This window comes from Rothia sp. 11254D007BW (assembly GCF_053548195.1).
Genome location: NZ_JBPWPK010000001.1, coordinates 1658651 through 1683323, shown reverse-complemented (window position 1 = coordinate 1683323; position 24673 = coordinate 1658651). Strand labels below are relative to the sequence as shown.

At 60.7% G+C, this 24673-nt stretch carries 21 protein-coding genes; 12 read left to right on the top strand and 9 right to left on the bottom strand.

Going from position 1 to position 24673, the window contains the following annotated elements:
* The first annotated feature begins 88 nt into the window (after nucleotides 1-88).
* Complete coding sequence (locus tag ACEE43_RS07510) at nucleotides 89-826, top strand: phosphatase PAP2 family protein (RefSeq protein WP_449107648.1); 738 nt, start codon at nucleotides 89-91, stop codon at nucleotides 824-826.
* On the opposite strand, the gene nadE is transcribed toward ACEE43_RS07510, so the two are convergent.
* The gene (gene nadE, locus ACEE43_RS07505; RefSeq protein ID WP_449107647.1) at nucleotides 795-1619 is read right to left on the bottom strand and encodes an ammonia-dependent NAD(+) synthetase; all 825 of its coding nucleotides are present in this window, start codon (nucleotides 1617-1619) and stop codon (nucleotides 795-797) included. The genes ACEE43_RS07510 and nadE overlap by 32 nt on opposite strands.
* Before the next feature lie 172 nt (nucleotides 1620-1791).
* On the opposite strand from nadE, the gene ACEE43_RS07500 reads away from it, so the two are divergent.
* Nucleotides 1792-2259 (top strand): DUF4870 domain-containing protein, encoded by a 468-nt coding sequence (locus ACEE43_RS07500; RefSeq protein WP_449107646.1) that lies wholly within the window; start codon nucleotides 1792-1794, stop codon nucleotides 2257-2259.
* Nucleotides 2260-2263: 4 nt separating this feature from the next.
* Here ACEE43_RS07500 and ACEE43_RS07495 read toward each other — a convergent pair whose 3' ends face one another.
* On the bottom strand, nucleotides 2264-2689 hold the full coding sequence (locus ACEE43_RS07495) for an arsenate-mycothiol transferase ArsC (protein WP_449107645.1): 426 nt from the start codon (nucleotides 2687-2689) through the stop codon (nucleotides 2264-2266).
* A 262-nt stretch (nucleotides 2690-2951) separates the two neighbouring features.
* Here ACEE43_RS07495 and ACEE43_RS07490 point away from each other — a divergent pair, with 262 nt between their 5' ends.
* On the top strand, nucleotides 2952-4136 hold the full coding sequence (locus tag ACEE43_RS07490; RefSeq protein WP_449107644.1) for a tyramine oxidase subunit B: 1185 nt from the start codon (nucleotides 2952-2954) through the stop codon (nucleotides 4134-4136).
* Nucleotides 4137-4324: 188 nt separating this feature from the next.
* Here the strand turns inward: ACEE43_RS07490 and ACEE43_RS07485 are convergent, their stop codons facing one another.
* Entirely contained in the window at nucleotides 4325-6301 is a 1977-nt protein-coding gene (locus ACEE43_RS07485) for a M13 family metallopeptidase (protein WP_449107643.1), read from the bottom strand.
* A gap of 240 nt (nucleotides 6302-6541) precedes the next feature.
* Between ACEE43_RS07485 and ACEE43_RS07480 the strand changes: the two genes are divergently transcribed.
* The 4 genes from ACEE43_RS07480 to ACEE43_RS07465 all read left to right on the top strand — a co-directional run bounded on the left by ACEE43_RS07480 (nucleotide 6542) and on the right by ACEE43_RS07465 (nucleotide 10568).
* Nucleotides 6542-7513 (top strand): hypothetical protein, encoded by a 972-nt coding sequence (locus ACEE43_RS07480; protein WP_449107642.1) that lies wholly within the window; start codon nucleotides 6542-6544, stop codon nucleotides 7511-7513.
* A 110-nt stretch (nucleotides 7514-7623) separates the two neighbouring features.
* Nucleotides 7624-9144 carry an MDR family MFS transporter gene (locus ACEE43_RS07475; protein WP_449107641.1) on the top strand — a complete coding sequence of 507 codons (1521 nt, stop codon included), beginning with the start codon at nucleotides 7624-7626 and terminating at the stop codon, nucleotides 9142-9144.
* 21 nt (nucleotides 9145-9165) lie between these two features.
* The gene (locus ACEE43_RS07470) at nucleotides 9166-9426 is read left to right on the top strand and encodes a trypsin-like serine protease (protein ID WP_449107714.1); all 261 of its coding nucleotides are present in this window, start codon (nucleotides 9166-9168) and stop codon (nucleotides 9424-9426) included.
* Nucleotides 9427-9581: 155 nt separating this feature from the next.
* Nucleotides 9582-10568 (top strand): aldo/keto reductase, encoded by a 987-nt coding sequence (locus ACEE43_RS07465; protein ID WP_449107640.1) that lies wholly within the window; start codon nucleotides 9582-9584, stop codon nucleotides 10566-10568.
* Between the two features lie 89 nt (nucleotides 10569-10657).
* On the opposite strand, the gene ACEE43_RS07460 is transcribed toward ACEE43_RS07465, so the two are convergent.
* Together ACEE43_RS07460 and ACEE43_RS07455 are read right to left on the bottom strand one after the other, a co-directional pair.
* The gene (locus ACEE43_RS07460) at nucleotides 10658-11083 is read right to left on the bottom strand and encodes an arsenate-mycothiol transferase ArsC (protein ID WP_449107639.1); all 426 of its coding nucleotides are present in this window, start codon (nucleotides 11081-11083) and stop codon (nucleotides 10658-10660) included.
* A 101-nt stretch (nucleotides 11084-11184) separates the two neighbouring features.
* Nucleotides 11185-12243 (bottom strand): Ltp family lipoprotein, encoded by a 1059-nt coding sequence (locus tag ACEE43_RS07455; RefSeq protein WP_449107638.1) that lies wholly within the window; start codon nucleotides 12241-12243, stop codon nucleotides 11185-11187.
* 305 nt (nucleotides 12244-12548) lie between these two features.
* Here ACEE43_RS07455 and ACEE43_RS07450 point away from each other — a divergent pair, with 305 nt between their 5' ends.
* Together ACEE43_RS07450 and ACEE43_RS07445 are read left to right on the top strand one after the other, a co-directional pair.
* Nucleotides 12549-13844, top strand: a complete 1296-nt coding sequence (locus ACEE43_RS07450) for an adenylosuccinate synthase (RefSeq protein ID WP_449107637.1) — start codon at nucleotides 12549-12551, stop codon at nucleotides 13842-13844.
* 122 nt (nucleotides 13845-13966) lie between these two features.
* A complete protein-coding gene (locus ACEE43_RS07445) occupies nucleotides 13967-14980 on the top strand; it encodes a magnesium and cobalt transport protein CorA (protein WP_237242659.1) in 1014 nt (337 codons plus the stop codon).
* 109 nt (nucleotides 14981-15089) lie between these two features.
* Here the strand turns inward: ACEE43_RS07445 and ACEE43_RS07440 are convergent, their stop codons facing one another.
* Nucleotides 15090-16625, bottom strand: coding sequence for an MFS transporter (locus ACEE43_RS07440; protein ID WP_449107636.1), 1536 nt, complete (start codon nucleotides 16623-16625; stop codon nucleotides 15090-15092).
* A 142-nt stretch (nucleotides 16626-16767) separates the two neighbouring features.
* Here ACEE43_RS07440 and ACEE43_RS07435 point away from each other — a divergent pair, with 142 nt between their 5' ends.
* The gene (locus ACEE43_RS07435) at nucleotides 16768-17298 is read left to right on the top strand and encodes a TetR/AcrR family transcriptional regulator (protein ID WP_449107635.1); all 531 of its coding nucleotides are present in this window, start codon (nucleotides 16768-16770) and stop codon (nucleotides 17296-17298) included.
* Here the strand turns inward: ACEE43_RS07435 and ACEE43_RS07430 are convergent.
* From ACEE43_RS07430 to ACEE43_RS07420, 3 genes are all read right to left on the bottom strand, one after another.
* Complete coding sequence (locus ACEE43_RS07430) at nucleotides 17295-18956, bottom strand: alpha,alpha-phosphotrehalase (protein ID WP_449107634.1); 1662 nt, start codon at nucleotides 18954-18956, stop codon at nucleotides 17295-17297. The two genes, ACEE43_RS07435 and ACEE43_RS07430, sit on opposite strands and share 4 nt — an antisense overlap.
* Nucleotides 18957-19115: 159 nt before the next feature.
* Entirely contained in the window at nucleotides 19116-19850 is a 735-nt protein-coding gene (gene treR / locus ACEE43_RS07425; protein ID WP_237199233.1) for a trehalose operon repressor, read from the bottom strand.
* 396 nt (nucleotides 19851-20246) lie between these two features.
* On the bottom strand, nucleotides 20247-21452 hold the full coding sequence (locus ACEE43_RS07420; RefSeq protein ID WP_449107633.1) for a cobalamin-independent methionine synthase II family protein: 1206 nt from the start codon (nucleotides 21450-21452) through the stop codon (nucleotides 20247-20249).
* A gap of 593 nt (nucleotides 21453-22045) precedes the next feature.
* Between ACEE43_RS07420 and ACEE43_RS07415 the strand changes: the two genes are divergently transcribed.
* Both ACEE43_RS07415 and ilvD read left to right on the top strand, forming a co-directional pair.
* Entirely contained in the window at nucleotides 22046-22555 is a 510-nt protein-coding gene (locus ACEE43_RS07415) for a GNAT family N-acetyltransferase (protein WP_449107632.1), read from the top strand.
* Between the two features lie 174 nt (nucleotides 22556-22729).
* The gene (gene ilvD, locus ACEE43_RS07410; RefSeq protein WP_449107631.1) at nucleotides 22730-24568 is read left to right on the top strand and encodes a dihydroxy-acid dehydratase; all 1839 of its coding nucleotides are present in this window, start codon (nucleotides 22730-22732) and stop codon (nucleotides 24566-24568) included.
* Nucleotides 24569-24673 lie beyond the last annotated feature (105 nt).

The following is a 24673-nucleotide window of genomic DNA, read 5'->3' as shown; positions in this document are numbered from 1 at the left end:
TGCCCGGCTCTCTAGCAAGCAGGCAGCTAGACTGGACGGTCCGGGGTGAGCCGGTAATCTAGAGGTGCCCCCGTGAAGAGAGGTAGCCGTGAACCACATCCCCGAATCGCCCCGTACCGGTGGGGTGCGCGTCCGTCCGCCCGCTGCGAGCAAGGACGCCCCCGCGCCCGCACCTGCCCCCGGCGAGTTGGCGGGGCTCCGGGCCCGTCTGGCTCGTGCCAGCCTCACGGGCTTTCTGGTTTTTGTGGCAATGTGGCTGGTCAACGCGCAGTCCCTCACTAACCTTGTGGATAACGCCGTCTGGCAGGCGTCGCTGACCTGGCGCACGGGTGCGCTCGATGCCTTTTTCTCGGTGCTCACCCAGGCCTTCAACACCCTGCCCATGACGATTTATGTGCTGGTGGCTCTGGGGTTCTTCATCTGGCGCTACCGCTCTGCCTGGCCCCTGGCGACCCTGGGCGTAACCATGATCCTGGCCCCGCTCACCGTCACCCTCATCAAAAACCTTGTGGACCGTCCGCGTCCCTCCCTCACGCACCGCCTCGTTGAGGAGCTGACCTTCTCGTTCCCGTCGGGGCATTCCACCAGCACCGCTGCCTTCTGCGCTGCCCTCTTCCTCACCGCCTACCCCGCCCTGATGCAGCGAGGACGCCGTGCTCTGGGAGTAGGGCTCGGCGTCCTCGCGGTGACCATCGGGTTTTCCCGTATCTATGTGGGGGTGCACTGGGCTACCGACGTGGTCGGCGGCCTAGCCTTGGGCCTGGCAATCGCCTGCCTGGTGCACCTGGCCGTTTTTACTGCCTATACCAGGAATCAAAAATCGTGACCGGGGTGGTGCGCTTGTGGCGCGACCGCAAGAACCTACCTTCGATGTTTTCTGCTGCCGCCGGGTCGATGTCCTTGCCTTCGAGGTAGTCGTCAATCTGGTCGTAGGTGACGCCCAGCTCGTCCTCGTCGGTGCGGCCGGGCTTACCGTCGAGCAGGTCGGCTGTGGGTACCTTCTCCCACAGGCGGGTATCAGCCCCTAGCACCTTGAGCAGGGCCCGGTTCTGGCGCTTATTCAGACCGAAGAGAGGCATGATGTCAGCTCCACCATCACCGAACTTGGTAAAGAAGCCGGTGACAGCCTCAGCGCCGTGATCGGTGCCGACCACCAGCAGGTTCTTCTCACCCGCCAGGGCGTACTGGGCAATCATGCGGGCACGGGCCTTCACGTTGCCCTTGTTGAAGTCAGCAATGGGGCGGCCGGTCGCGGTAGTAAAAGCGGACTCAAAGCCGTCAACAGCCTCTGCGATGTTATAGGTGACGGTCTGCTGGGGCATGATGAAGCGCAGGGCAGCCTGGGCGTCGTCCTCGTCGGCCTGCACCTTGTAGGGTAGGCGGACGGCAATAAACTCAGCCTCAACACCCTCTAGCTCCAGCTGCTCCACAGCCAGCTGGCACAGGCGTCCGGCCAGGGTAGAATCCAGCCCGCCCGAAATGCCAAGCACAAAACCGCGGGTGCCGGTGGCTTTGAGATAGTCCACGAGGAATTGGACGCGCTTGCGCACCTCCTCAGCCGGGTCGATGGAGGGCTTCACGCCCAGTTCTTCAATGATGTGAGCCTGTAAATCGCGCATGACTCTATGCTACTGCCCGGCATGCCCCGGTCTTACCGTTAGGACGTAACGCACCGGTTAACTCTCCACCCAGAGTATGAACTCGCATACGCATGTATCTGCCTATACCCACTTGAGCCCGTCTGTTGACTACAGTGAAAAGTAGAACACTGACGACGAAGGAGATACAACCATGACTGAACAGAACCAGAACCCCTACGGTAACTACGGCAATCAGAATGGGCCAGGGCCTAACTTTTCTACCCCAACCTACGACGCCTACGGCAACGTCATTCCGGCTGATGCTAAGAGCCTGGCTACGTTCGCCCACCTCTCAGGTCTGCTGGGCCTGGTATTGACCGCATCTTTCGCGAGCTTTGTGGGCCCTCTAATTTTCTGGGCAATTTACAAGGATAAGCCGGGGTACGCCTTTGTGCGTGTGGCTGCTGCCGGTGCCTTTAACTTCAGCTTCACCCTCTGGATCATCAATACCGCCGCCTGGGTGCTGACATTTGCGACCTTCGGGCTGGCAGGACTATTTACCTGGATCGTCTTCATCGCGGTATGGGTAGCCCTGATTGTTGTGCACATTCTTGCAGCGGTGAAGGCCAATAGCGGTGAAGTTTTCACCTACCCCATGACCCTCACCGTGCTGAAATAAAGCCCTAGCGGGTGAGTTCGTCGAGCAGGGCCCTGACGCGGTGATCAATATCGTCGCGAATCAGGGCCATACGCTCTGCACCCTCAATACCCTGGTGGGAGGGCTCTACGGTTTCCCAACGCTCAGTCTTAGCCAGGATCTCAGGGTCATCGGTTTCAAGCTGGGCAGCAGCCCCCACAATAACGATGCGGTCTGCGGCAGCTAGATCCCCAGCGGATGCGAACTTGGGGGTACCTGTGCTCATATCGGCCCCAATTTCGGCCAGTGAAGCGGCCGACTCAGAGTTCACCGCACTACCCACCGCAGCCTTGGTACCCGCAGACGTCGCGCGCACGCGTCCTTGCGCATGAAGGTTCATCAGGGCCTCAGCCATCTGCGACTTACCCTTGTTGGACTGGCAAATAAAAAGAACGCTGGGGGTGGGGTTCACGGGGCCTCCTCGGGACTGGTGCGGGTGGGCTACTACCCACCGTGGTGAGACGCATACAGAGACGACCTTACCGCCTCTTGCTTAACATCGCATGAATTCTTCAATGACCTGTCTATCAGGTTAAGCTGCTCCACGGCGAAAGCATGCGGAAAAGGGCCCTACTACCTGCCAGGTATGCCCAAAAACTCATTTATCTGCACCCGGCAAAAGTGTTATGTTGATTCGTCTGAACTTTTAACACTCACAGTTGGAGATCCCCCGCTTGACTTCACACGACGCCTACCTCAACGCAGCCGTTGACCCCGAACTCAACCCCGTCTTCCCCCGCATCGACTTCCGCTACCTCTCAGAAGCCGACATGATTGCAGCGGGCGTAGAAGACGTCGCCGCCTGCACCGACGCCATGGAAGAAGCCCTGGCCCTGCACGCCCGCGGCGACTACCGCATGGCCGGCCACAACGGCGAATCCCACGGCGCTAAGGTACAGTTCCCCGTCAACCCCGCCCACGAGGGCATGCCCGCCGACGGCCCCGACCGCCGCTACGTTGCCATGCCCGCCTACCTGGGCGGCTCCTTCCGCACCATGGGCGTCAAAACCTACGCCTCTAACATCGACAACCGCGAGATTGGCCTGCCCCGCTCCATTCTCATGCTCACCCTCAATGACGCGACCTCCGGCGCCCCCCTCGCCTACATGAGCGCCAATCTGCTCTCGGCCTACCGCACCGGCTGCGCCTCCGGCGTCGGCGCCCGCCGCTTCGCCCCCAAAAACGCAAAGGTGCTCGGCCTGCTGGGCCCCGGCGTCATCGCCAAAGCAACCGTCGCAGCCCTCATCGAAGCCCGCCCCACCGTCGAAACCATCAAGGTGCTCGGCCGCTCCCAAAAAGGCATCGATACCTTCATCAGCTGGGCCGAAGAAACCTACCCCGGCATGAACGTCATCGCCGTTGAAGAACTCGAAGAAGTTGTGCGCGACTCAGACATCGTCACCTTCTGCACCTCAATCCACGTGGGCGACCCCGAAACCTACCCCACCGTCCGCCGCGAATGGGTCAAGCCCGGAGCCTTCTTCGCCATGCCCGCCGCCTGCAACCTCGACGAGGGCATGTTCGAACCTGACGTGCGTAAACTCGTCGACAACGCCGGTATGTACGACGCCTGGGCCGAAGAAACCGAACCTGGCAAGTCCCACAACTACGTCTCCATCGTCGGCTGCAAGTTCAACGACCGCATCCACAACGGCCTCATGGCCCCAGAAGAACTGCGCGACATGGGCGAAGCCCTCAACCACCCCGCCCCCGAGGACGACGAAGAAAAAATCACCGTCTACTCCGTCGGCGGCATGCCCATTGAGGACGTCGCCTGGGGCACCGTGGTCTACCGCAACGCCGTCCGTAAGGGCATCGGCACCGTGCTGAACCTCTGGGACGTCCCCGCAATGTCCTAGCGCTCGGGCACACACATACTACTAAGGGTGCAGGGGCTTTCCCCTCCGGCGACTAACCTTCTCGAGCTCGCGCTGGCGCGCTCCCTCGATTCATGCCCCGCCTGACGGCGGATTCCGTTCACTCTCGTGTGCTGGCGCACCCGCTCACTCCATCCAGCCAGTCGCCTTCCGGGGAAAGCCCCCTGCACCTACCAGATACGCACGCGCTCCTCCGGTGCCAGGTAGAGGGCGTTGTCGGGTTGTACGTCGAAGGCGGTGTAGAACTCGTCGATGTTGCGGACCACGCCGTTGACGCGGAACTCCTCGGGGGAGTGGGGGTCGATAGCCAGGAACATTTCGGCGGTCTGCGGGCGGGTCTTCATTCGCCAGCCCTGAGCCCAGGAGATGAAGACGCGCTGGGTGGCGGTGAGCCCGTCGAGGACGGGGGCGGTCTCAAGGGTGAGGCCCTGACGTTCCAGGTAAATCTGGTAGGCCTTAAGGGCGATGGAGAGGCCGCCCAGGTCGCCGATGTTTTCGCCTAGGGTCAGTTCGCCGTTGACGGTGAACTTCTCGGGGTCCAGGCCGGTGGGAGTGTAGCCGTTGTACTGCTCCACCAGGGCCTTGGTGCGGGCGGAGAACTCTTCGCGGTCGGCGTCCGTCCACCAGTTGTTGAGCGCGCCGGTGCCGTCGTACTTGGAGCCCTGGTCGTCGAAGCCGTGGCCGATCTCGTGGCCAATGACGCCGCCGATAGCGCCGTAGTTGACGGCGGCGTCTGCGTCCACGTCGAAGTAGGGGGCCTGCAGAATTGCGGCGGGGAAGACAATCTCGTTGGCCGGGGGCATGTAGTAGGCGTTGACGGTCTGCGGGGTCATGAGCCACTCGGTCTTGTCAACGGGCTCGTTGATACGGGCAACCTGGAACTCGTGCTCGAACTGGCCTGAGCGGCGCAGGTTTTCGAAGAGGTCATCGGTGAGTTCCAGGGTGGAGTAGTCGCGCCACTTGTCGGGGTAGCCGATCTTGGTGACGAACTGGCCCAGCTTTTCAAGGGCGCGGGCGCGGGTTTCGTCGGTCATCCAGTCCAGGGTGGTGATGGAGCGGCGGTAGGCTTCGAGTAGGTCTTCGACCAGTTCCATCATGGCAGCCTTGTGGGTGGGCGGGAAGTGGACAGCGACGTACTCCTTGCCCAGTTCTTCGCCGAGGGAGCCTTCGACCAGGCCGACGCCGCGCTTCCAGCGGTCGCGCTGCTCTTCGGTGCCGGAGAGGGTGCGGCCGTAGAAGTCGAAGTTTTCGGCTGAGATTGCGTCGGTGAGGTAGGGGGCGCGGGCGTGGGCCATGTGCCAGATGTACCAGAGCTTCCAGATGAAGAGGGGCGCGGACGTCCACATCTGGGCGACGGCTTCGAAGTAGGAGGGCTGGTTGACGACGACGGTGCCGGCCTTGTCGGTGGAAATACCCATGCCTGCTAGCCAGGTGGTGAAGGGGAAGCCGGGGAACTTGTCATCCAGGTCTGCGGCGGCAACGGGGTTATAGCGGAGGTTAGCGTCGCGGGATTTGACCTTGTCCCAGTGATGGGAGGCCAGTTCGGTTTCGTGGGCGAAGACGGCGCGGGCGGCGTCGGCAGGTTCGAGGCCGAAGCTTTCGGCGAGGCCGGTGAGCTCGAACATGCGGCTGATGTGGGCGACGTAGGCGTCGCGCAGGTCGGCGTATTTTTCTTCGCGGTAGTAGGATTCGTCGGGCAGGCCCAGGCCGGTTTGGGTGAGGTAGAGGACGTACTTGTCGGGGTTTTTGGCGTCGATGCTGGTGTACCAGCCGATGGGGCCGCCGTGGCCGTGAATATCAAGCTGGGACATGACAGCTACGAGGTCATCAGCGGTTGCGGCGTCGAGGACGGGCTGAACTTCGGCCAGGAGCGGAGCGATGCCGTCCTGCTCGATCTTGTCGGTGTTCATGAAGGAGGCGTAGAGGGCGCCGATGCGGGAGGTGGGTTCGTCGGCCGCAAATTTTTCGACGATGTCACGGACGTGTTCCTCGGCTGCGTCGCGGAGGAAGTACATGCCGCCGTCGCGGGAGCGGTCGGCGGGAATTTCGTGGGCGTCGTACCAGGTGCCGTTGACGTGGCGGAAGAAGTCGTCGGCTGGGTTGGTGGCGGGGTCGAGGAAGCTAGTGTCAATACCGGTGTTACTCATGCCCCTTAGTTTAGGGGGCAGGACGCGCCCCCGTCAGCTGGGTCACGCCGGTTCGGCTAAGAGCGTGAGCGTCCATCCCTCACCCCCTTTGGACCATATGGGGCTCAAAAAAGGGGTAAAAATGGGCAATTTTTGGGCTCATTCCGGTCCAAAGACAAGGGAACGTGCCGCTGCTACTTAACAAGAATTCCGAGGACTAGGCTAGATAATACGAGAACACCGCCGTCGAAAGGCACCGTCATGGGTAAGAAGCCAGAACTCAGCAAGGAACTTAAGCGCTCCACGGGCAAGGCCCAGGAACGCTACATCAAGGCCTACACGAAAGCCCTCAAGAAACACGACGACGTGAAGAAGGCTCACACGAAAGCCCAGAAGAAACTCGAGGAGAAGTATGAGCTGGTCGGTAAGGCGTACCAAAAGATATCTGACAACAAGCCCCAGCAAGCAGATCACAAGGAAAATCAGAAGAAAAACAAGGGTAAAGGTAAGGGTCAAACCCCGGCCGGTGCGCGTCCCCAGCCCGACAAGGTCACTCAAAAGAAAACTAAAAAAGACACTCAAAAAGCTGACCGGCCTAGCGTAAAGGCCAAGAAGAAAGACCAGGACGCCGCCGCCCGCCCTGGCAAGACCAAGAAGGGGGCCGACAAGGCACAGGCAGAAAAGAAGGCTGACCAGAAAAAGTCGAAGAAGTCAGATCCTAAGAATGCCCAGAAAGCTGAGCCGAAGAAGACTGACAAAAAAGCCAAGAAGAGCGCAGCCCAGCGTGAGGCAGAGCTGATTCTAGCTACCGTCGACGCCCCCGCTGAAGAACCTATCACCTACGAGGACATCCTGGACGCCGAGGCCGTCACCCCCGAAGACATCGACGCCTTTGAAGAGAACTCAACCCTGCCCGAGCTAGACCTGCCCGAAACTATCACCGGGGTAGGGGCGTCCGAGGGCCTGGCCCCTGAAGAGGCGGACGAGCCAGATAACGCCGAAGAAACCTACGAAGAGGTCTTCACTAGCCCCAACCTGGCTGACGACCCCGCCGCCCCGGCGTCCGCCCCGGAAGAGAAGCTAGCCGTTGAGAACCTGCTGGTCGACGAAGCTGACCCCCTGGACGGAATGACCCGCAACCAGCTCTACAAGCTGGCCCAGGGCCTTGAAATCCCAGGGCGGTCCGCCATGACCAAGGCCCAGCTGCTAACTGCCGTCCGCGCAGCCCGGTAAACCTGCCTGCCCCCGGGGCCCTGACCTAGCGGGCCCCGGGGTGCTGTGACCTATATCTGTGAGCAAACAGCTATTGCGCGAAAGGTAAGACAGGAGTAGGCTTAACGCCTATGTCTTCAACGAAAACACACTCACAGAACCCTGAAACTGGCACAAACCCAACAGTCTCAACCGGCCCGGGCACCGCGTCCGTACCCGTGGCCCACAAGCTAGAACGCCACGAGTTCCTGCTGCTGGCCATCATGGTGATTGCGGCTTTTGTGCTCATCCTCAACGAAACCCTCCTGGGTGTTGCCCTGCCTGACATCATGGCAGACCTGAGCATTTCAGCATCCACCGCCCAGTGGACCTCTACCGGCTTCATGCTGACCATGGCCGTGGTGACCCCGGCCTCAGGCTTCATCATCTCCCGCTACTCCATCCGCACGGTTTTCGTGGCGGCTATGGCCCTCTTCTCCCTGGGCACCCTGGTAGCGGCTATCGCCCCCGGCATTGCCCTGCTCCTGGTCGGGCGCGTCCTGCAGGCAGGCGGCACCGGCGTGATGATTCCCCTGCTCATGACCACCATGATGCGCCTGGTCGCCCCCAGTAAGATTGGCCAGGCCATGGGCATCATCGGCATGGTCATCTCAGCAGCACCCGCAGCCGGGCCGACCGTCTCAGGCATCATCCTCAATGCCGCCTCCTGGCGTTGGCTCTTTTGGCTCATCCTCCCCATTGGAATCATCGCGCTCCTCATTGGTCTGCGCCTGGCCCCCCGGGAGGCCCCCGGGGCCAGCACCCAGAAGCTGGACCTGCTCTCTATCGTCCTCTCAACCCTGGGCTTCGGCGGCCTAGTGCTGGGCCTGTCGTCCATGGGTGGCGACTCAGCCCACGGTGGCGCCCACCTGCCCGTTAACCCCTGGGTTGTGGTTGTTGTAGCCGCCGTCCTCATCGCCCTCTTCGTGTGGCGCCAGATCCAACTCCAAGACCGCGGCCCCTTCATGGACATGCGCATCTTCCGCGCCCGCCCCTTCACCCTGACCGTCATTATGAGCTCAGTCGGTATGGGCGTCATGCTAGGAACCGCTATCATGATCCCCCTCTACACCGTGAACGTCCTGGGCATGACCGCCCTACAGACCGGCCTGATGCTCCTGCCCGGTGGGGTGCTGATGGCCGTGCTCAGCCCCTTTGTTGGGCGTCTCTCGGACCGCTTCGGTGCCCGTACCCTGGTGATCCCTGGGGCCCTGCTCTTCAGCGCCTCCATCTGGCTGATGAGCACCTTCTCGGCGTCCACCCCGGTCTGGTACATTATCGCCACCTACATGCTTATGACCTTCTCCCTGCCCCTCATCAACACCCCCATGATGTCAGTGGGCCTGGCCTCGCTGGGGCATGAACTGCACGCTTTTGGCTCCTCTGCCATGACGACCTTCCAGCAGGTATCAGGTGCGGCGGCAACGGCCTCCTTTGTGGCCCTGATGGGGGTTGGCATGGCCGCCCACGGCGGGAGTGGGGTGGAGGCCTACATGGCCGGTGTCCACCTGGCCTTCCTGGTGGCCGCCTTCCTCTCCCTAGCCTCTATTGTGGTGGCCTTCCTGGTGCCCCGGGGTAAGGCTGCTGCCGGTCACGCACCGATGGCCCACTAAACGTCTCTTCACCGAGTCTTTCTGAAAGGACGCGGCCCCCCCGCCGCCCAGGTCAACGGTGTCACAGGCGCCGCCAACCATGGCGACTCCGGCGGGCCCCTCATCGTCGGTGGCCGGGTCGTCGGCGTCTGCTCCAAGGGCGACACCAACGACCCCGGAGCCAACATCAACGCCGGATCCCAATACGCCCTGCTGAACCAGTCCTCCGCCTGGATCCAGCGCACCACCGGCCTGAATTTTGCCGGAACCTTCTCAGATGGACGTGACACCCAGCTGAACTAAAACCATCTGAATTCCTTTCAAGGTATCTTGTCCCTTTGTGTGTGAGGGGTGGTGCCCGGGACGTTTGCGGCCCGGGCACCACCTTAAGGGAAGGGAAAGGACGCCCCCGCCCCGGCCCCTGGCACCAGGAGGCCGGTGGGCGTAGGGTAGGGGATATGAGCATTGAATACCGCCAACTAGGTCAGAGCGGCCTGACCGTATCCACCGTCGGCCTGGGGTGCAACAACCTAGGCCGGGCCAAAACCGCAACCGAAAGCCAGGCCGGAACCAACGCCGTCCTCACCGCTGCCGTTGACGCCGGTATCACCCTCTTCGATGTCGCCGATATCTACGGGTCTGAACCGGGCGTCTCTGAAACCATGTTCGGGCAAGCCCTGCGCGAGACAGGCATAGACCGCGATGAGATTGTGATTGTCTCCAAGTTCGGCATGGACATGGGCGGGGCCAACGGCACCGACCACGGGGTGCGAGGCTCCCGCCGCTACATCATGCGGGCAGTCGAAGCGTCACTGAGCCGCCTGGGCACCGACTACATCGACCTCTACTTCCACCACACCCCCGACCCCGCCACCCCCATGGAAGAAACCCTCTCCGCCCTGGGCACCCTCATCGACCAGGGCAAGGTGCGGTACATCGGCCACTCCAACCACGCCGGCTGGCAAATCGCCCACGCCGAGCACCTAGGCCGGGCCCTAGGCCACCGCTACATTGCGGCAGAGAACAACTACAACCTGCTCGACCGCCGCGCTGAGCTTGAGGTTCTGCCGGCCGCGCGGGCTTTCGGCCTGGGCGTCCTGCCCTACTTCCCCCTAGCCAACGGCCTACTGACGGGCAAGTACAGCCGCAAGACAGCCCCGTCCGACGGCCGCCTGACCCGCATCAAGCCCGAGCTCCTTGAGGGTGCCAACTGGGACCAGCTTGAAGCCTTCTCAGCCTTCGCCGCCGAGCGCGGCCTAACCGAGGTGCAGGTTGCCTTCTCCTGGCTGGCCCAGCAGGCACCGGTTGCTTCAGTGATTGCCGGGGCGACGCGCCCTGAGCAGGTACGCGCCAACGCGGCAGCTATTGTCCGCCGGTTTGACGCGGACGAGCTTGCCCTGCTTGACGAGATTTTCCCGGCCCCGGAGAAAATCGCCCCCTTCTAAACCAACCCCAATAAGATAGGCCGCCCTTTTCTCCTACCTCCGGTGAGATTTCTCGGAGGCAGGAGAAAAGGGCGGCCTTTTATACCGGACTAGGCGGTAAGCTCAGTCAACAGGGCGCGGACGCGGGCGTCGATATCGTCCCGAATCAGGTTCATGCGCTCAGCTCCTTCAATTCCATCGTGGGAGGGCTCAACGGTGTTCCAGCGTTCGGTCTTAGCCAGAACCGCCTCATCCGTAGTTTCAAGCTGGGCCGCCCCACCCAGAATCACAATGCGGTCAGCCGCTGCCAGGTCATCGGCGCTCGCGAACTTGGGTACGCCCTTGCTCATATCCGCACCGATTTCAGCGAGCGAAGCGGCAGATTCAGCGTTAACCGCGCTGCCCACCGCAGCCTTGGTGCCTGCGGACGTCGCCCGCACGCGTCCTTGCGCATGGAGGTTCATCAGGGCCTCAGCCATCTGAGACTTGCCCTTATTGGACTGGCAGATAAAAAGAACGTGAGGGGTAGAACTCATAGCTCCATAATACGGCCCGCCAAGAACTTCTACACACACAAAAGCCCGCACTGACCCCATTTCAGAGAAAGGGGCAGAGCGGGCTTTGATATTTTCTAGTTTTAGAGATTATCGATGGCGTACTGGGCCTGTTCGGGGGTGAATTTTTCACCGTATTCGCTAATGAGTTGATCGTAGAGACGGTCTGTGCTCATATCCATAGTATCTAGGTAATTACGGGCTGACTCCAGAGCCTCAGCATTCCAATCTGCCTTGACATTATCTACCGCATATTGAGCCTGCTCAGGTGTGAACTGTTCGCCGTATTCACTAGTTAACTGGTCATAGAGACCCGCGTATGAGAAAGGCATGATATCGATGTAGTTCTGTGCGCTTCCCAAGGCTTCAGCATTCCAGTCAGCGTTGAGATTATCCATTGCATACTGGGCCGCCTCAGGTGAGAACTTTTCACCGTATTCACTGGTGAGTTGCTCGTAGAGACCTGCGTACGAGAAATCCATGATGCTGAGGTAGCGGTTTGCGGTTGAAAGGGCATTGCTGTAATCGCGTGGGACATCACTACTAGCAGAATTAGTCTGCTGGGATGCTTCGGTAGACGGCGCGCTCGAAGCAGCAGGGGCAGTTGTCGCAGGGGCAGTTGTCGCCGGGGTAGTTGTGGTTGGGGCTGCAGGGCTAGCAGGGGCTGTAGACCTTATGGGAGCAGTTGCCGTCGGGCTAGCTACCGCTGACTCAAGCTCTTGTAGGCTCTGCTGGAGCTCAGAATCGTTGGCGATGGTATTGAGCGCAAAGAAAAACAGGACGATACCTGAAATCACTGACCCGATCACCGAGAGTGCAATGGCGATAATCGAGGTGACCTTTTCCTTGTTCTTCTGGAAAAGGCCAACAATGCCGGTCACAAAAGCTGCAAACAGCAAGAGCCAGCCAAGGACGGCAACGGCGGGAATGCAAGCCAAAATAAAGCCGAGAACGCCCAGGCCCAGAGCCACCAGACCAACCACATTCTTAGGCTTTTTGCCGTTAGGTTGCTGTTGCGCGGCGTAGGGGTCCTGGTAGGGGTACTGGCCCGGTGCGGCATAAGCACCGGCAGACGATGCTGGCGCTTCGGGCTGACCAGGTTGAGAAGACGGAGTGTTAGGTGTGTATGGGTTTTCGCTCATACCTACCAGTTTAAAGACATTCTGAGTAAGCTCTGACTACAAGTCATATTATTTCTTAGTGCTTCATTGGTGCCCTCTACCTAAGTCCTTCCAGCACACCTGCACATCTTCTAAAGTACCGCCCGGCGTCCGCCCACCTTCTACCGCTAGTAGCGCAAAACCTGGAACACCTGCCCAAACACAAACCACCCTTGCTATCCTTAAGAATGGTGTGCCCTGCGTCCGCGCCGTCTGCACAGGCCGCGCAGCCCCACCCCACCGCCGTGAAACCCGGCAGGTGACCACCCTATTCAGGAGTAAGACTTATGCCAGCAATTGTGATTGTAGGCGCCCAGTGGGGCGACGAAGGTAAGGGCAAAGCAACCGACCTGCTCGGCGGCCGCGTCGACTACGTCGTCAAGCCCAACGGCGGTAACAACGCAGGCCACACCGTCGTCGTCAACGGCCAGAAGTTCGAGCTCAAGCTCCTTCCCGCCGGCATCCTCTCAGAAAACGCTGTACCCGTCATTGGTAACGGTGTCGTCGTCAACCCCGAAGCTCTCTTTGAAGAAATCGACGGTCTTGAAGCCCGTGGGGCTGACACCTCCAAGCTCAAAATTTCAGCGAATGCCCACCTGGTAGCGCCTTACCACCAGACCATGGACAAGGTCACCGAACGCTTCTTGGGCAAGCGTGCCATCGGCACCACCGGCCGCGGTATCGGCCCCACCTACATGGACAAGGTAGGACGCCTGGGCATTCGTGTGCAGGACATCCTCGACGAGTCCATCCTGCGCCAGAAGGTTGAAGGCGCCCTGCGTCAGAAGAACGAACTGCTGGTCAAGGTCTACAACCGCCGCCACGTCGAGGTTGAAGAAATCGTTGATTACTTCATGAGCTTCGCCGACCGCCTGGCACCCATGATCGTTGAATCAACCCAGCTGCTCAACAAGGCCCTGGACGAGGGCAAGACCCTGCTCATGGAAGGTGGCCAGGCTACCTTCCTCGACGTAGACCACGGCACCTACCCCTTCGTCACCTCCTCTAACCCCACCGCAGGTGGCGCCTCCGTTGGATCCGGCGTCGGCCCCACCCGCATTTCCCGCGTCATCGGTATTCAGAAGGCCTACACCACCCGCGTGGGCGCTGGCCCCTTCCCCACCGAACTCTTCGATGACATGGGCGAATTCCTGCGTACCACCGGTGGCGAGTTCGGCGTGAACACCGGCCGCCCCCGCCGCTGCGGCTGGTACGACGCGGTTCTGGCCCGCCAGGCTGTGCGCATCAACGGCTTCACCGACCTCTTCATCACCAAGCTGGACGTGCTCACCGGGCTAGAGAAGATTCCCGTCTGCGTTGCCTACGACGTGGACGGCGTGCGTCACGACGAGATGCCCATGACCCAGTCAGACTTCCACCACGCCAAGCCCATCTACGAGTACTTCGACGGCTGGACCGAAGACATCACCGAGGCCAAGACCCTCGATGAACTGCCCGAGAACGCCCGCAAGTACTTGGAGAAGCTGGAAGAAATCTCCGGCTGCCGTATCTCGGCCATCGGCGTTGGCCCCGGCCGCGAGCAGACCATCGTGGTGCGCGACCTGATTGAGGACGAGAAGTAGGGCGGACGTCCGCGCCCCTTCCCCTGCACCGGGTAGGTACCATCTAAATCAGAAAAACCCACCAACTAGGTGGGTTTTTCTGATTTAAATGGTCTTTTTGTAGAAGGACTACGATAGACACCATGCCCTTACTCAACACACTCAACCACACCACCGGGGCCGTCACCGGCTACGACTCCCTCGCCGACCTTGCCCGGGCCTTCACTCCCGGCACCGATTGCGCTTATATCGGCCTGGTTGACCCCTCCCGCGACGACCTCACCACCCTCACCGGCCTCTTCGACCTGCACCCCCTCGCCGTTGAAGACTCCGAGCAGGGCCATCAGCGCTCCAAGCTCGATCGCTACGGCAGCACCTACTACCTGGTGCTCCGCCCGGCGATCTACCTCGATGACACCGAAGAGATCCGTTTCGGTGAAACCCACATGTTCGTGGGCGAGAACTTCGTGATTTGGCTTGTCAAAGATGCCCTGCGCTCTGTCGACACCACCCAGCGCACCATGGACGCGGTCTTCTCGGGCGCACTGGAGAGCCCCACCATGCAGGCCTACCCACTGGCCTTCCTGCACCGGGTGCTCGATATGCTCGTGGACGGCTACTTCCCCGTCATTGAGGGGCTAGAAAACGACGGTGACGAAATCGAGGACGCCCTCTTCTCCGATAACTCCGAAGCCAGAGAGATATCGCAGCGCATCTACAGCCTGCTGAACGAGGTCAGCGACTTCAAACGGGCGGTCAAACCGGTGGGGCAGATGCTGGACCTGCTCATGGGGCGTATTCGTATTCAGGCTGAGACCGGCGATGAGCACCAGCTTGAGTTGCTCCGCCACTTCCGTGACGTGAAAGACCACGTGATTCATGTGGTTGACCGGGTAGACGACCTGCGTTCCTCTCTCGAGAATGCCCTGGCGGTGAACTCAACTATCGTGGCTGAGCGGCAGAATGACGACATGAAGAGAATCTCGGCCTGGGCTGCGATCCTGGTGGCCCCCACCGTCATTGGCTCGATTTACGGCATGAACTTTGACGTGATGCCCGAACTTCACTGGACCTTCGGCTACCCGGCGTCCCTGCTGCTGATGGTTGTGGTGTCCTTTGGGCTGTGGGTGGTCTTTAAGAAGAAAGAATGGCTTTAGCGGTCTGCTGGCCTACTCCCCGGAAAAGACCATTTAAATCAGAAAAACCCACCTAGTTGGTGGGTTTTTCTGATTTAGATGGTACCTACCCTGGTGGGGCGGTGCGTCCCTACATCTTCACTCCGCGCAGGGTGCGCACCACCATCACGGCGCAAATCAGCATGAGCACCACGCCGATGGCAGAGGTGTAGACTACGCCGGAGTCGAAGGCGTGCTGGGCCGAAGCCAGCAGAGCAGCGCCGGTTTCCCCACCGATGCGTTCGGCGGTTTCCGCAGCCCCGCCCAGGGTCTCGCGGGCAGCGTCCGCGTCCGCTGCACTAACCCCCTCGGGCACCACCAGGTGGGCAACATAGGCCGCGTTCAGGATCGACCCCAGAATCGCCGTGCCCATAACCGAGCCGGTCTCGTAGGCGGTCTCGGAGATAGCGGACGCCGCACCCGCCTTGTGCGGGGGCACAGCGGCCAGGATGATGTCGTTGGTCAGGGTCTCAGCGAAGCCAATGCCCACACCGAGCAGGGCAAAGGCGACCAGAATACCGGTGTCTGAGCCAGAATCGGCGGTGAAGAAGACCAGGGTGAAGGCCGCTGCGTTCATGAGCAGGGCGCCGGCAATCACAATCCAGGGCTTGACCACCTTGACGATGTACACCACGACCAGGCCTGCAATGACGGTCAGCACCAGGCCGGGCAGCAGTACCAGGGCCGCGCTAAAGGGGGAGTGGCCGCTCACCAGCTGCAGGTGCTGGGAGACGAAGTAGAGGAAGCCGACCAGCGAGAAGATCGCCATGAGATTGGTGAGAACCGCACCGGTGAACTGCTTGTTGGTGAAGAGGCGCACGTCCAGCATGGGGTTGGTGCGCGCCAGCTGACGGCGGGTAAAGGCAACACCGCAGGCGGAGGCAATTAGCAGCAGGACGACGGTGAGCAGGTCGAAGCCGTCGTGCGCGAAGTGCTTGATGGCGTAGACGAAGGGGGTCATGGTCGCCATAATCAGGGCGATGCTGACGAAGTCGATGGTGCCGGGGTTGGGGTCCTTGGAGTTGGGGATCAGCCAGAAGCCCAGCAGGAGCATGGGCAGGAGGACGGGGACGGCCATGAGGAAGACCGAACCCCAGTAGAAGTGCTCCAGCAGGAAGCCGCCGACGACGGGGCCCAGGGCTGCGCCGCCAGCAAAGCCGGACGCCCAGATAGCGATGGCGGTGCGGCGTTCGGTGGCATCGGAGAACATGTTGCGGATAATCGAGAGTGTTGCGGGCATGAGCATAGCCCCGAAGATACCCATGCCGGCGCGGGCGGCAATGAGCCAGGCGGCGGTGGGCGCGAAGGCAGCGGCTGCCGAGATGACGGTAAAGCCGAAGCCGCCTAACAGGAGCATGGTGCGGCGGCCAAAGCGGTCACCCATGCTACCTGCGGGGATGAGCAGGCCCGAAAGAATCAGCGGGTAGATGTCGTTGATCCAGAGCAGCTGGGTGCCGCTGGGAGAGAGCTGGGCTGAGATTTCGGGTAGGGCAAAGGAGAGCACGGTGTTGTCGACAGAGACCAGGAGCACCGGCAGCATAAGGACGGCCAGGGCCGCCCAGCGGCGGGAGTAGGGTGCTGTGGTGGGTTCGGTGACGACTCTCATCTGGCCGGTTGCGGGGTGCATGTCTGCTCTTTCGTGAGGACGGCTACCTGGGGTTGGATGCCCGCTGGGTGCGGGTGTTGCGTCGGTAGCTTTAGTTCAACACAGATTACTGTACCGTCTGGACGGTTTTGTTTTCAAGTGCCAGCCCGGTAGGGTGGAACACATGAGTTCTCGCGAAAAAATCCTCGACGCCTACGAAGCCCTGCTCATTGAAGAGGGGGAGCGGGCGGCGTCCATGAACGCTATTGCCTCCCGCGCCGGGGTGTCGAAGGGTGGCCTGCTCTACCACTTCCCCGATAAGACCGCCCTAATCGACGGGCTGTTGGAACGGGCCTGGGCGCTTGCTGAGCGGGATTTCAAGGCCATGGCAGATGACCCTGCCGGGGCCTGCGCCTACTATGTGCGCACCTCCATGTACCAGGACACCCCGTTTGTCCGGGTTTTTGTGGCCGCGTCGCGTCTGCGTCAGGACGCCGCCGAGAAGGTCGCCGGGGTCTATGACAGGATCCAGGGCCGCTGGTTTGAGATGATTCGGGCCGAGGTGCCCTCGGATGCGGTGGCACGAGCTATCTTGCTAATGGGGGACGGGCTCTACTACAACGCGGCGGTTGCCAGTAGTGAGTCCCGCCCCAACCTTGCCCTCAGTGGCGATATGCACGCCCTGCTCGAGGTCGTGGAGCAGCTCAAGGGCTAGCCAGCCAGTACCGCTACCGCCTCATAGGGTCGCAGGGTAAGGGTGCCTGCGTCAGTGGCGGCGTCCAGCGCAGAAGAATTCTTGTAATTACACAGGAGCACCGACCCCGCCGCGAACTCGGCAGGCAGCTGCACGGGGGCGTCCTTACCGTAGAAGTTGCAGAGCACCAGCAGGCGCTGACCCTCGTACTCTCGTACAAACCCGTAGACGCTCTCGTGCTCGCGGGCAAAGGGCTCGTAGGAACCCTCAGCAATCAGCGGCAACTCGTGTCGCAGGCGCACCAGCTCCCGGTAGAAGGGCAGAATGGTGCCCTCAGCCTCTTCGCGCTCCACGTTAATGTCGGCCTGCGAGGTGGGCATGAGCCAGGGCTTTACCCGCGAGAAACCGGCGAATTCGGAAGAATCCCATTGCATGGGGGTTCGGGAGTTGTCACGGGACTTCTTGGTGACAATGCGGAAGGCCTCGGCCTCGCTCACGCCCCGCTCCTGCAGAATGGCAAAGGCGTTGTGGGATTCAACGTCCACGTAGTCATCCATGGACGAATAGACCGGATCAACCATGCCGATCTCTTCGCCCTGGTAGATGTAGGGGGTGCCGCGGGTCAGGTGCACGGCGGCAGCCAGCATGGTGGCGGACTCAGCCCGGTAATGCTCCACATCACCAAAGCGGTTGATGGCGCGGGGCTGGTCGTGGTTATTCCAGAAGGACGCCTGCCAGCCACCTCCCGCCTGAATACCTACCGCCCAGTCGGTCAGCAGGCCCTTAAGAGCCATGAAATCAAAGGGCACATCAGACCATTTTTCGGCACCGTCATAGTCCACCTTGAGGTGGTGGAAGGAGAAGACCATATCCAGCTCCTGGTTGGCCGGGTTGGTGTAGCGCACGCTGCTGTCGATGGTGGTGGACGACATCTCGCCCACGGTCACGGTGCCCTCGGTGTCGCCAAAGGTAGCCCGGTGCAGTTCCTGCACCCAGGGGTGGACACGGTCGGTGTCGGTGTAGATGAGCTTGTCGTTCTCGCCGGGTGCGGCATCCCGCAGTTCCTCAGCCTTGCCAATCACGTTGAGCACGTCAAAGCGGAAGCCGCGAACGCCCTTGTCCTTCCAGAAATTCACGACCTTAAAGAGTTCTTCACGCACCCTGGGGTTATGCCAGTTCAGATCTGCCTGGGTCACGTCGTAGAGGTGCATGTAGTAGAGGTCGGTGTCGCCAAACTGTGACCAGGCCGGGCCGCCGAACTTGGACTCCCAGTTGGTCGGCAGGGAGCCGTCCTCCTGTAGGGGGCGCAGGTAGAAGAAATCCTGGTACTCCTTCTCGCCGGCCAGAGCTCGCTGGAACCACTCGTGCTCGGTTGAGACATGGTTGAGCACCATATCGAACATCACCCCGATTCCTTCTCGCCCCAGGGCTGCAATCAGCTCTTCGGCGTCCGCCATGGTACCCATCTCGGGGTCTACCTCGTAGTAGTTAGCGATGTCGTAGCCGTTATCGTTCTGCGGTGAGACAAAGAAGGGGTTGAACCAGACCATGTCCACCCCCAGGGAGGCAATGTAGGGGACCTTCTCGATAATGCCCCGTAAGTCGCCCACCCCGTTGCCGTTCGAGTCGTAGAAGGACTTGGGGTAGACCTGGTAGATGACCTTATCGTGAAAGCTCATGGTGTGCTCCAAAGGGTAGGACGCCGGTGCTGGGGTGGCTGCGCCCGGTAGGTTAGGTGGGGTAAAAGAAAAGAAGCGTGCCCCGTCAAAGCGGGATACGCTCCTTAACCTTACCTGTCTAACAGGTGCTTCGGCTGTTGTTACAGCCGATGTGGAACTTTATTCAGAAACCGGAATTTCCTGGCGGCGGTGCGCGAAGTCCAGGTAACGGAACTTGTCAGCGCGGTGGCGGGAGATGGTGTACTGGAAGGCGGTGCCGTCCTCAAGCACAGTGATAGAGGTGGTCACAGCAACGTACTCGCCAGCGTGCAGGTTCAGGTACTTGGCATCGTTGGGGGTAGCCTGCTCGATGGTGATCTGCTTGGCAGATGACACAATGTTCAGACCCAGTTCGCCCTCAAAATAGTTGTAGAGGGAATCCTCAGCGACTTCGCGGGGGATCTCGGCAACCACGCTCTTGATGATGTAGTCGTGGTCGATGATGGCGGGGGCGCCGTCCATGTGGCGAACTCGCATGATGTGGGTGACGGGCACCTGCTCTACGGAGCCGTCCGTCAGGGCCTGGAAGGGTACATGCGGCAGTAGGGCGTCTTCCAGTTCAACCAGTTCGGTCTGGGTGTCGCGGCTGGCTGACTCGGCAAACTCCTTGTAGCTCACCAGTGAAGACACGGGAATGGAGTAGCGCTTGTGGTCGATGACCAGGGAGCCCTTGCCCATGATGCGCTGAATGTAGCCGCGGTCGGTCAGAATGGCCAGAGCCTTGCGGGCGGTCTCACGGGAGACATTGTACTTTTCGGTCAGCTTCTTTTCGCTGGGCAGCAAATCGCCCACGCCGTACTTGCCTTCATCAATGTCACGAGCCAGATCGTGGTAGATGCGTTCAAACTTTCCCATTTGGTTCCCCTAAGTAACAGGTGCAAGAGCACATTGTGCGAGATGGAGTGAGAGTTTCACACGGTGATTGTGTTTCCCTATAGTCTAGGACTCGCACGGGGTGTTTGCGAGAGACACACATGTAAATGTGTGTCACACGTTAGACAGGAATGTGACATGCCGGTTTTTTCCAGGAGGGTACGAGTTTGACCTGCAAAAACTCTGGTTAACGAGAGCACCCCTGATGGAAATGTGGCGCGAAACGCACTTTCGGGTTGTAAGAAGCGGCCCCCACCAGCGTCCGCTCGCCTCCCCTGGCCCCGCAGCAAGAGGACCGCATAACTTCAAAGGGACCGCATACTACGCGGTCCCTTTGAAGTTATGCGGTCCCCTTTAATGGTGGGGTGGGGTCTAGCCCTAGCCGAAGAGGCGCTCACTGGCGATGCGGGCACCTGCCGTCAGCGATTCCAGCTTGGCCCAGGCAAGGTCGGGGTGCAGGCGTCCGCCCAGACCGCAGTCGGTTGACGCCACCACGTTCTCCTTGCCCACCACCTGAGCAAACTGCTCGATGCGCTGGGCAACCAGCTCAGGGTGCTCAATCAGGTTGGTCGAGTGCGAGACAACACCAGGAATCACGTACTTGCCCTCGGGCAGCTCCAGGTTCTCCCAGACCTTCCACTCGTGGGCGTGCCGCGCGTTAGCGGCCTCAAAGGTGTAACCGGCTGCGTCAATAGACAGCAGGGTGTCGGCCAGGTGCTTGAATTCCAGGTCGGTGCTGTGAGGCCCGTGCCAGGATCCCCAACAGAGGTGGAAGCGGGTCTGCTCGGTCGGAATATCCTCCAGCGCGTAGTTGAGGGCATCAACGGCCACCTGAATAAAATCAAGGTAGTCGCGGACGCTGGGCTCGGGGTTAATCTGGTCCCAGCCCTCAGCCACGGAAGGGTCGTCGATTTGCAGGGTGAAGCCGGCATCGGTGATGGCCTTGTACTCTTCCTTCAGCACATCGGCCCAGGCGTAGATGTGCTCCTTATCGGTGGGGTAGTAGAGGTTACCCACGCGGGCAGCTGACCCGGGTGACAGGGCAGCAACAAAAGCACTGTGCGTCCCCTTGCCCTCGGTGGCAGCTGCCAGGTTGCGGACGTCCCGCCCCACCTCGTCCTGCCCCTGGTAGGTTAACGGGGCAACGGTAACAGGGAAACTGCGGTCGGGGTCGTTGCCCAGATCGAGCTCCGCGGTGTAGAAGTCCTGAAAACGGGTCCAGTCACGGCGGTCAGCAAAGCTGGTGTACTTGAGCTTGCCCGCCTCAGAACGGTGTACCTCGTTAGCGGGGTTGCCCTCGGTCAGCAGTTTTAGACCGCCGGTGCGGGCAAAGGAGTAGTGCCACCAGGCGCCGTAATCCACGGCCTGACTCATGGCATGCCCGTACTCGCCGTCGTTCACAATGTCGATACCGATGTCTACCTGGCGGTCAATCACTGCCTGGGTTTCCTCGGTCAGAATCTGCTGGAAATCTGCCTCGTCTATGCTGCCATCGCGGCGGGTGGCATTTGCTTCAATCAGGCGCTGGCTGCGCGGCAGGGAACCAACGTGAGTGGTCAGAATACGGTCGGTATTGATGGGCATAATCTGCTCCTGGGGTAGTCCTACGGCTGTAGAGGCTGCTTGCGTCAGCGGCCATAAACCCAGCTAACACCCCCACCTTGCGAGCCCCCAAGCCCTCCAGGCCCTAAGACGGCATATTTCAAAAATGAACTTCGGTGACGGATGCGCGTCATACGCGCGTCATGAGCCCCTGCCTCACCGTAAGGGGACCGCAAAACTCAAAAGGGACCTCATATTATGCGGTCCCTTTTAGGTTTTGAGGTCCCCTTTGAGAGGGCGCGGTGCGGAACCGTCCGCCCCTAGTCATCCCCAAGAGCTACTTGTTAGACTCGAAACAACAAGACCAAGGAAAGGAGCAGAACTATGACCTTAAACGCTAAAGATGCAACTCGCTGGCAGCCCACTCATCGAGCGGCCCGTCAAACCCTGCAAAAAGTTCTGCGCCATCACACCACGGCTATCGGGAACGACGGCCTAACGGATACAGAGCGAAAAACCCTCGCATCGGAATACGAAACCCAGCAGAACCGGGCTTTTTCGGCTCAGCATCGTAGAGCCCTTGAGCAGCTCGAGCCTACCCCAGTAGGATTAGCCCTCAAAAACTAGGGGCCTACGTGTATTTTCGAGAGCTCAGCACAAGCGATATACCGGCCCTTCAACAATGGGTCTGCACCTACCCTGCCAAGCGGCACTACCACACCGCTTCACACCCCGCGGAATGGGAGCTAAAGGTTCAAAGCTTCGTCCGGGAAACTCAGCCCCAGAAAATTGCCCGAGATCCCTACAAGGTCTCTATCGGAGCTTTCTTGGAGGAGCAGATAGCAGCTGTCGCTCTCATTACATATCGCCCCTATGATGATGTCTTCGACATTACCTATATCTCTACGGCCGCCCACGCCCAAAACCAGGGAATTGCACAACAGCTTATTCAGCAATGCGTTATCACAGCCCAAGAGCACCCCAAATTTAAAGACCTCACTAGCGACATCATGACCTGCGCTATCGATCGCAGAAATACAAAGTCTCAACGGGCCTTTGAGCGCTTTGGATTTACCCTAGTTGACGATAGCCACCCCCAGCTTCTGGAATATGCGCTGAGATTTATGCGAGGCTTACTGGAGTAGTGTCCCGCGGACGCCCGTCCTGCCGTCCCTGCCCCTTGGCAGGGGAGTGGAGGAGAGACCGTCCGCCCCTATCTTCACTATGTGAGAACGCCGCTTCCCACCCTGTGGACTACCCGCGCTCAGGCGTAGACTAGTACCCAAACCTCCAACCACAAACTTTCTTGGGAGCTAACGATGCCAGAACTGCGCTCGCGTACATCAACCCACGGTAGAAACATGGCAGGTGCCCGCGCACTGTGGCGCGCCACCGGCATGGGCGACGACGACTTCGGCAAGCCCATCATCGCTATCGCCAACTCCTTCACCCAGTTCGTGCCCGGCCACGTGCACCTGAAGAACATGGGCGAACTGGTCGCCGGGGCTATCCGCGAAGCAGGCGGTGTAGCCAAGGAATTCAACACCATCGCCGTGGACGACGGTATCGCCATGGGCCACGACGGTATGCTCTACTCCCTGCCCTCCCGCGACCTGATTGCCGACTCGGTCGAATACATGGTCAACGCCCACCGCGCCGACGCCCTGGTCTGCATCTCTAACTGCGACAAGATCACCCCCGGTATGCTCCTGGCAGCTATGCGCCTGAACATCCCCGTCATCTTCGTCTCCGGCGGGCCTATGGAGTCCGGCGAAGGCATTGAGGGAGTCGTTGAGCACCGCCTTGACCTGGTGGATGCCATGGTCATGGCGGTGGACGATAATGTCACCGATGACGCCCTGGCTCAGGTTGAGAAGAATGCATGCCCCACCTGCGGTTCCTGTGCCGGTATGTTCACCGCTAACTCCATGAACTGCCTCAATGAGGCGATCGGTCTTGCCCTACCCGGTAACGGCACCACCCTGGCCACCCAGGTCGCCCGCAAGCAGCTCTTCCTCGAAGCTGGCGCCAAGATTGTTGAGCTGGCCAAGCGCTACTACGAGCAGGACGACGAGTCTGTGCTGCCCCGCTCCATCGCCACCAAGGCCGCCTTCGAGAACGCTATGGCCCTGGACGTTGCCATGGGCGGCTCCACCAACACCGTTCTGCATATCCTGGCGATTGCTCACGAAGCTGGCGTCGACTTCACTCTGCGCGACATCGACGCGATTTCCCGCAAGGTGCCCTGCCTGGCCAAGGTAGCCCCCAATTCCACCAAGTACCACATCGAGCACGTGCACCGCGCAGGCGGTATTCCTGCCCTGCTCGGTGAGCTGGATCGCGCCGGTCTGCTGAACCGCGACGTCCACTCCGTGCACTCCGGCTCCCTGGAACAGTGGCTGTCTGACTGGGACATCCGCTCCGGCGCCGCCACCGACACCGCCAAGGAGCTCTTCCTGGCTGCCCCCGGCGGTGTCCGCACCACCCAGGCCTTCTCCACCGCCAACAAGTACGAGAGCCACGAAACCGACGCCGAAAACGGCTGCATCCGCGCCGTTGAGCACGCCTACACCAAGGACGGCGGCCTGGCCGTTCTCTACGGCAACATCGCCGAGGACGGGGCCATCATCAAGAGCGCCGGTATCGACGAGGAGCTCTTCCACTTCGTCGGCAAGGCCTTCGTGGTGGAGTCCCAGGACGAGGCCGTCTTCGAGATCCTGTCGAAGAACGTGAAGGAGGGCGACATCGTCGTCATCCAGTACGAGGGCCCCAAGGGCGGCCCCGGCATGCAGGAAATGCTCTACCCCACCTCCTACCTCAAGGGCCTGGGTCTGGGTAAGAAGTGCGCCCTGATTACCGACGGACGTTTCTCGGGCGGCACCTCCGGTATCTCCATTGGCCATATTTCTCCCGAGGCTGCTGCCGGTGGCGCTGTGGGTCTGATTGAGCACGGGGATGAGATTGAGATCGATGTTCACAATCGCATCCTGCGCGTGAACGTCTCCGACGAGGTACTGGCCGAGCGCCGTGCCAAGAAGGGCCCTGCCCCCTGGAAGCCCACCAAGCCCCGCGAACGCCAGGTCTCCAGCGCCCTGCGTGCCTACGCCTCCATGGTCACCAGCGCCGATAAGGGCGCAGTGCGCATCGTTCCCGAGTAAACCTCGGTTTTCACCCAAGATAAGGACGCCCGCCCCGGCTTACGTAAGCCGGGGCGGGGCGTCCCTGTGTTGGGGTTCTGTAGTCCTGCCCGGTTTGTCTCCTGC

Excerpts from the sequence above, each read along its gene's own strand:
- ACEE43_RS07500 (WP_449107646.1), top strand. The coding sequence starts at position 1,792 with ATGACTGAACAGAACCAGAACCCCTACGGTAACTACGGCAATCAGAAT.
- ACEE43_RS07485 (WP_449107643.1), bottom strand. The coding sequence starts at position 6,301 with ATGAGTAACACCGGTATTGACACTAGCTTCCTCGACCCCGCCACCAAC.
- ilvD (WP_449107631.1), top strand. The coding sequence starts at position 22,730 with ATGCCAGAACTGCGCTCGCGTACATCAACCCACGGTAGAAACATGGCA.
- nadE (WP_449107647.1), bottom strand. The coding sequence starts at position 1,619 with ATGCGCGATTTACAGGCTCACATCATTGAAGAACTGGGCGTGAAGCCC.
- ACEE43_RS07435 (WP_449107635.1), top strand. The coding sequence starts at position 16,768 with ATGAGTTCTCGCGAAAAAATCCTCGACGCCTACGAAGCCCTGCTCATT.
- ACEE43_RS07445 (WP_237242659.1), top strand. The coding sequence starts at position 13,967 with ATGCCCTTACTCAACACACTCAACCACACCACCGGGGCCGTCACCGGC.
- ACEE43_RS07455 (WP_449107638.1), bottom strand. The coding sequence starts at position 12,243 with ATGAGCGAAAACCCATACACACCTAACACTCCGTCTTCTCAACCTGGT.
- treR (WP_237199233.1), bottom strand. The coding sequence starts at position 19,850 with ATGGGAAAGTTTGAACGCATCTACCACGATCTGGCTCGTGACATTGAT.
- ACEE43_RS07460 (WP_449107639.1), bottom strand. The coding sequence starts at position 11,083 with ATGAGTTCTACCCCTCACGTTCTTTTTATCTGCCAGTCCAATAAGGGC.
- ACEE43_RS07475 (WP_449107641.1), top strand. The coding sequence starts at position 7,624 with ATGTCTTCAACGAAAACACACTCACAGAACCCTGAAACTGGCACAAAC.
- ACEE43_RS07430 (WP_449107634.1), bottom strand. The coding sequence starts at position 18,956 with ATGAGCTTTCACGATAAGGTCATCTACCAGGTCTACCCCAAGTCCTTC.
- ACEE43_RS07420 (WP_449107633.1), bottom strand. The coding sequence starts at position 21,452 with ATGCCCATCAATACCGACCGTATTCTGACCACTCACGTTGGTTCCCTG.
- ACEE43_RS07450 (WP_449107637.1), top strand. The coding sequence starts at position 12,549 with ATGCCAGCAATTGTGATTGTAGGCGCCCAGTGGGGCGACGAAGGTAAG.
- ACEE43_RS07480 (WP_449107642.1), top strand. The coding sequence starts at position 6,542 with ATGGGTAAGAAGCCAGAACTCAGCAAGGAACTTAAGCGCTCCACGGGC.
- ACEE43_RS07440 (WP_449107636.1), bottom strand. The coding sequence starts at position 16,625 with ATGCACCCCGCAACCGGCCAGATGAGAGTCGTCACCGAACCCACCACA.
- ACEE43_RS07465 (WP_449107640.1), top strand. The coding sequence starts at position 9,582 with ATGAGCATTGAATACCGCCAACTAGGTCAGAGCGGCCTGACCGTATCC.